This window comes from Roseicyclus sp. (genome assembly GCF_052168335.1).
Lineage (GTDB): Bacteria > Pseudomonadota > Alphaproteobacteria > Rhodobacterales > Rhodobacteraceae > Roseibacterium.
The window spans coordinates 1-5221 of the sequence record NZ_JBQLZP010000579.1 but is presented as its reverse complement, the minus strand read 5'-3'; the positions used below and the strand labels follow the sequence as shown (position 1 = coordinate 5221).

Annotated in this window: 6 protein-coding genes; 2 read left to right on the top strand and 4 right to left on the bottom strand. The window is 70.9% G+C overall.

Annotated elements, in window-relative coordinates; genetic code table 11:
- From ACTS11_RS17840 to ACTS11_RS17830, 3 genes are all read right to left on the bottom strand, one after another.
- Positions 1-486: heme NO-binding domain-containing protein (locus tag ACTS11_RS17840; protein WP_442641644.1), on the bottom strand; the 486-nt coding region annotated here is incomplete at its 3' end.
- 81 nt (positions 487-567) lie between these two features.
- Positions 568-2127 carry a trimethylamine methyltransferase family protein gene (locus ACTS11_RS17835; protein WP_442641643.1) on the bottom strand — a complete coding sequence of 520 codons (1560 nt, stop codon included), beginning with the start codon at positions 2125-2127 and terminating at the stop codon, positions 568-570.
- Between the two features lie 114 nt (positions 2128-2241).
- Positions 2242-2958: an HAD family hydrolase gene (locus tag ACTS11_RS17830; protein ID WP_442641642.1), complete on the bottom strand. Its 717-nt coding sequence runs from the start codon at positions 2956-2958 to the stop codon at positions 2242-2244.
- A 90-nt stretch (positions 2959-3048) separates the two neighbouring features.
- Between ACTS11_RS17830 and ACTS11_RS17825 the strand changes: the two genes are divergently transcribed.
- The gene (locus ACTS11_RS17825) at positions 3049-3492 is read left to right on the top strand and encodes a MarR family winged helix-turn-helix transcriptional regulator (protein ID WP_442641641.1); all 444 of its coding nucleotides are present in this window, start codon (positions 3049-3051) and stop codon (positions 3490-3492) included.
- A 48-nt stretch (positions 3493-3540) separates the two neighbouring features.
- On the opposite strand, the gene ACTS11_RS17820 is transcribed toward ACTS11_RS17825, so the two are convergent.
- A complete protein-coding gene (locus ACTS11_RS17820; protein WP_442641640.1) occupies positions 3541-3819 on the bottom strand; it encodes a DUF3572 domain-containing protein in 279 nt (92 codons plus the stop codon).
- Positions 3820-3912: 93 nt separating this feature from the next.
- On the opposite strand from ACTS11_RS17820, the gene ACTS11_RS17815 reads away from it, so the two are divergent.
- The coding region (locus ACTS11_RS17815; RefSeq protein WP_442641639.1) for a diguanylate cyclase domain-containing protein at positions 3913-5221 on the top strand (1309 nt) is incomplete at its 3' end.

Sequence of the window (5221 nt, the reverse complement as noted above, 5' to 3'; positions counted from 1 at the left end):
CCCGGCGAGCTGCAACAGGACGAGCGCGCCGTAGTCGTCGGCCATGGCCCTGAGCGCGCCGGACAGGAGCGGGGCGATTCCCGGCAGCGTCCAGCGCGCGGCGATCACGTAGTCGCCGGCACCCACCGAGCTCAGCGTGATGCGCGGCACCTCCAGCTCGGGGATGGCGAGGCGCGCGCGGTCGGGCATCTCCTCCAGCGAATGCAGGAACTCGACGAAGCTGCCGCCCCCGAAGCGGAGCAGCCGGCGCAGCGGCTCCAGCCCCGGATCGGTGACGAGATGGGTGCCGATATCCTCGAGCAGCGCGTTCGGCCGCTTGTCCAGCACCTTCAGCGCGGCGGCGAAGCAGGCGCGCGTGAGGGCGTCGTCATAGCGCACCATCGCCTCGAACCCCTCCTCCGGCAGCCGGGCGCGGGTGCGGACCTCGCGCCAGACATCCTCGCCGTAATTGGCGAGGAGGAAGCCCTGGAGGGCGCAGTTGATCATGCCGTGCATCCGTCTCCCCGCCAGTCCCGCCCGAACAGGGGGCAAGCTAGGGGCAAGGCGTAAAGAAAGGATGTGCGCGCTTCAGAAGTCGGTCGGCGCGCCGCCCTCGGCCTTCCTCCGGGCGACGAAGGCGGCCAGTTCCTCGCGGATGCCCTCGTCCAGCGGCGGCGGCTCGAACTCGGCGAGGATGCGCTTGTAGACGCGGTTGGCGCGCTCCGCCGTCCAGAGCGCGCCATCGGCCCGCCAGGCCTCGAAGTTGCGCCAGTCCGAGACGAAGGGCTGGTAGAAGGCGGTCGTGTAGCGCTCCTGCGTGTGGGCACAGCCGAAGAAATGCCCGCCCGCGCCGACCTCGGCGATGGCCTCGACGGCGAGATCGGCGTCGGTCGTGGCGGTCAGCGCGGGCTCGAAGTAGCGCTGGATCTGCTGGAGGAGCTCGCAATCCATCACGAACTTCTCGGGCGAGGCGATCAGCCCGCCCTCGAGCCATCCGGCCGCGTGGTAGACCATGTGCGTCCCCGACTGCACGGCGGACCAGAGCGAATTCGCGGTCTCCCACATCGCCTGCCCGTCCGGCACGTTCGCCGCGCAGACGCCCGAGGCGCGCATCGGCAGGCCGTAGAAGCGCGCCATCTGCCCCGTCATCTGCGTCGCCCGCATGTATTCCGGCGTGCCGAAGGCGGGCGCGCCCGACTTCATGTCGACGTTCGAGGTGAAGGTGCCGATCGCCACCGGGCAGCCCGGCGCGATCCACTGGAGCAGCGCGATCGCCGCCAGCCCCTCGGCGAGGCTGAGCGCCACCGCCCCCGCCAGCGTCACCGGCGCCATCGCGCCCGCCAGCGTGAAGGGCGTGACCACCACCGGCTGGCCCCGCCGCGCCAGCCGCATCGCGCCGTCGAGCATCGGCCAGTCGTGCTTGAGCGGCGAGACCGAGTTGATGTTGGTGTACATCCGGGGGCTCGCGTCGAACTCCTCGTGGGTCAGGCCGCCCGCGATCCGCACCATCTCCATCACGTCCTCCACCCGCTCGGTGCCGAGCGAGTAGGCGTGGACCACCTTGTCGGTCAGGACGAGCTTCTCTTGGAGGCAGTCGAGGTGCCGGACGCTCGGGTGGATGTCGATGGGCTCCACCGGGTAGCCGCCGGCGAAATGGATGCAGTTGAAGTACTGCGTGAGCTTGATGAACTCGCGGTAGGTCTCGAGGTCGCCCGGCCGCTTGCCCCGGTCGAGGTCCCAGGCGTTCGGCGGCGAGGACACGTTGCCGAAGACGATGTTGCGCCCGCCGAGCGTGATGGCGCGGTCGGGATTGCGCGGGGTCAGCGTGAACTCGGCCGGCGCGCGGGCGACCATCTCCTCCACGAAGGCGGGGTCGAAGCGTGCGGTCTGGCCCTCCACGATGCAGCCCGCCGCCTTCAGGTGGCCGAGCGCCTCGTCGTTCAGGAACTCGATCCCGATCTCCGAGAGGATGCGCATGGCGCCCCGGTGCAGCGCGGCGATCCCCTCGGCGTCGAGCGGCTCGGTCGGGCGGTCGGTGTTCACCGGCACCCGCCAGGGCATCTGCGCGATGGCCGCGTGCCCCGCCCGGTCGGAATGGCCGCGCCGCCCGCCTGCGCGTCGCCGGGGCGCTCCGGATGCGTCGTTCATGTGGCTCTCCCGTCCCGTCCGATGCACGTCGCGGGCACTAGACCACGAGCCGCCGCCCCCGACATCGCCGGGGAGCGACACGCGCTGTCGTTTTCCCGCCCGGACGCGCGCGCCTCACCGAACGGCGGAGAGCTGCGCCCCCTCGGCGGCCAGCCAGTCCGGCAGGTGGCCGATATGCGGCAGGACGGCATCGGCATGCGGCGCGAGGTCGGCCTCGGTCGCCATGCCGGTCAGCACGCCCATCACCCGCATCCCGGCCGCGCGCCCCGCGTGCAGGTCGTGCAGGCTGTCGCCCACCATCAGGACGCGCGCGGGCTCGAGCGCGAGGGCCGCCGCGAAGGCGAGGCACATGCCCGGGCCCGGCTTGGCGCCATGGCCCGAATCGCAGCCTGCCACGAAGTCGAAGGCCGCCGCGATCCCCGCCGCCTCCAGATGCGAGGCCGCCTCGAGCGCCGCGGCGTTCGTCGCGACCCCGAGGCGCAGGCCGCGCGCCCGCAGCCCCGCGAGCAGCGGGCCGAGCGGCGTCACGGGCACCATCCGCGCGCCCGCCGCCATGACGTTGACCCGCTCGGCCAGTTCCTGCGCGCCGATCCCGGGCAGGAGCGGCACGATCCGCTCGCTCAGTTCCTCGAAGGTGCCCGCGATGATCGGGCTGTCGGGCGCGAAGCGCCGTGCGGTCAGGTCGAAGCCCGAGACCTCGGCCAGCGCGGCGGCGAGGCCCGCGTCCCCCCCGGCCAGTTCGGCGATCAGACCGTGCACCCAATCGGACCAACTCGCCTCGAAATCGAACAATGTTCCGTCCTTGTCGAACAGGATGGCGGCGATCGTCATGGGTCAGCCCTACTTGCTCTTTTCACGATGCATCCCACATGCTAGCGAATATCGATATAAGTATGTAACGAGGGCGATGGGCGAGAGGTAATGGACGGAACCGGTCCCAAATTCGGCCTGCACAACAGCATAGGCCACCACATCACGCGCACTGCAAGACTGGTCGAGCGCCGCGTCGAAGGCTCCCTTCGCGATCACGGACTCACCAGGGTGGGTTGGTGCGTTCTTCTGGCTGTCCACGAGGAAGGTCTCAAGAACCCCTCCGAGATCGCGCATTTCATCGGCATCGACCGCACCGCGACGTCCCGGGCGCTCCGGCAGCTCGAGACCGAGGGTCTGATCGGTCGCGAGATGGGCCGCCAGGACCGGCGGACCACCGAGGTCACCCTGACCGAGGAGGGCGTGACGCGCCTGAATGCGGTCATGCCGCGCTGCGTCGAGAACATCGCCCATTTCAACGAGAAGCTCACCGACCAGGAAGCGCTCGAGCTTCGGCGGCTGCTGACGCTGCTCGCCGAGGGCGAGGACGACTGACGGGGGCGCCGCCCGGTTCGATATGCGGGCGTCGCGGTCACCGGCAGATCACGTCCAGTTCGGCAGCGCGCCGCCCGGCAGCGCGCGTCGCAGTTCGGCGATGCGCTCCGGCGACATGCCGAGCGCGCCGGCGCAGTCGATGACCCACCGATCGTCCATCAGGACGAAATCGAGCACGCTGGCGAGGAAATCGGGCTCGGTCGCCGCAGCCCGGAGATCCTCCGGCGCCGCTCCCGTTGCGCCGAGGAACACCGGCATCAGGTCCTCCTGCCCCGCGAGCCATCCCAGCACCCGAACCGCGCCCATCTCGGCCATTTCCTGCTTCATGCCGAACACTCCGCCTCGCGTTAAAGAGTTTGTTAACCATTACCCGCCAGAAGATGAGTCATTGCCGAACGGGCATCAACAGGTGAGGAGCGCATGACGGGGCGAATCCTGGTCGTCGACGACGTGGCCACCAACCGCATCGTCATGAAGGTCAAGCTCGCAGCCGCCTGCTATGCGGTGGACCAGGCCGACAGCGGCGCCGAAGCGCTCCGGGCCGCCACCACCGGACGTCCCGACCTGATCATCCTCGACGTGCTCATGCCCGACATGTCCGGGCTCGAGGTCTGCCGCCGCCTCAAGGCCGATCCGGCGACCGCCGACATCCCCGTGATTCTCGTCACCGCGCTGTCGGACCGGGCCTCGAAGATGGCGGGGCTCGAGGCGGGGGCCGACGATTTCCTCACCAAGCCCGTGGACGAGGTGACGCTGCTCGCGCGCGTCCGCTCGCTGCTGCGGGCCAGCGACACGGTGCGCGAACTGCGCGAACGCGGCGAGAGCGCGGCGGGCTTCGGCTTCGCCGAGGCCATCGCGGGCTTCAAGGGCCAGGAGGGCCCGGGCCGCATCTGGCTCGTGGCGCCCGGAGCCAAGGGCGCCGTCGTCTGGAAGACCGCCCTCGACGACCAGATGGGCGGCGAGGTGCGCGTCGTCCCGCGCGAGACCGCGCTGACCGAGATCGGCGCCGAGGGGGGCGAGGCCGCCGACGTCTTCGTCATCACCGCCGACCTCGCGCATCGCAACGAGGGGCTGCGCCTCCTGTCCGACCTCCGCTCCCGGCCCGGCACGCGCAACGCCGCGACCCTGATGGTCCTGCCCGAGGGCGACGCCGAGCGGGCGGCCATCGCCCTCGACCTCGGCGCGTCGGATATCCTCTACGACCCGGTCGACACCCAGGAACTCGCCATCCGCATCCGCGCCCAGCTCGGCCGCAAGCGGCAGGCGGACCGCCTGCGCGAGAGCCTGCGCGCGGGCCTCGAGCTCGCCGTGACCGACAGCCTCACGGGGCTCCACAACCGCCGCTACGCGCTCTTCCAGCTCGAGCGGATGCTCGCCCGGCCCGGGCGCGGCGTCGCGGTGATGATGCTCGACCTCGACTTTTTCAAGAACATCAACGACATGCACGGCCATTCGGCCGGCGACCGGGTGCTGCGGCTCGTGGGCCGGCGGCTCCGGGCCGAACTGCGGTCGGGCGACCTGCTCGCACGCATGGGCGGGGAGGAGTTCCTCGTCGCCCTGCCCGACGCCGACCGGACCGCCGCGCTCGACTGCGCCGAGCGGTTGCGCCGCTGCGTCGCCGACACCGCCTTCGACGTCTGCACGGAGGGAAGCGGCGTCTCGATCACCCTCTCGGTCGGCCTCGCCCTCTCGGCGGGCGCCAGCGGCGACAGCGCCGAGAGCGTGATCG

Excerpts from the sequence above, each read along its gene's own strand:
- ACTS11_RS17835 (WP_442641643.1), bottom strand. The coding sequence starts at position 2,127 with ATGAACGACGCATCCGGAGCGCCCCGGCGACGCGCAGGCGGGCGGCGC.
- ACTS11_RS17830 (WP_442641642.1), bottom strand. The coding sequence starts at position 2,958 with ATGACGATCGCCGCCATCCTGTTCGACAAGGACGGAACATTGTTCGAT.
- ACTS11_RS17825 (WP_442641641.1), top strand. The coding sequence starts at position 3,049 with ATGGACGGAACCGGTCCCAAATTCGGCCTGCACAACAGCATAGGCCAC.
- ACTS11_RS17820 (WP_442641640.1), bottom strand. The coding sequence starts at position 3,819 with ATGAAGCAGGAAATGGCCGAGATGGGCGCGGTTCGGGTGCTGGGATGG.